This window comes from Frankia sp. Hr75.2 (assembly GCF_949319125.1).
Classification (GTDB): domain Bacteria; phylum Actinomycetota; class Actinomycetes; order Frankiales; family Frankiaceae; genus Parafrankia; species Parafrankia soli.
Genome location: NZ_CASGGV010000230.1, coordinates 1 through 503, shown reverse-complemented (window position 1 = coordinate 503; position 503 = coordinate 1). Strand labels below are relative to the sequence as shown.

Genomic DNA, 503 nt, shown 5'->3' with positions numbered 1-503 from the left:
AGTGACCAGCCGGTGCGCTCGCAGTGCCTTGGGGAGAAGCCGGATCAGTGCGGCGAGCACCGCCCGGTCCGCCCAGTCCCACCGCGGCTTCGGCTGGGTACGACGCAGCACCGCGACCTCATGCCGCAGCACCAGCAACTCGATGTCCTTGGACGCCGACGAACGACCGAGGAGAACCAGCCAGCCACACACCCGCACGAAGATCAGATAGAGCAGGCGTACGAACATGGCTGACCATCATGCCGGCCGCCGCACCGTCGCATCAGCCCAGCTCACGGGCCCAAGCCGACTTCTGGCACCCCACAAGCTGGCCACGATCATCTTCGCCCGCATGGTCCAGTCACCGGGAGCATGCCGCGCCCCGGCCAGCTTCCGGACCTTCCGCTCCTCCTCCGCGTCCACGGGAGAGCGGGCATACAACAACTTCGGCATGAAAGACCGCCTCCCGACCAGCATCCCACCGGCGGCAAAACGATCTACAGCCGCAATGAGGAACGTTGCAC

2 pseudogenes are annotated in these 503 nt (G+C 66.2%); both read right to left on the bottom strand.

From position 1 onward, the window contains the following. Positions 1-228, bottom strand: a pseudogene (locus tag AC559T_RS16745) (integrase core domain-containing protein); the annotation flags it as partial. A 9-nt stretch (positions 229-237) separates the two neighbouring features. After that, a pseudogene (locus AC559T_RS16740) lies at positions 238-503 on the bottom strand (hypothetical protein); the annotation flags it as partial.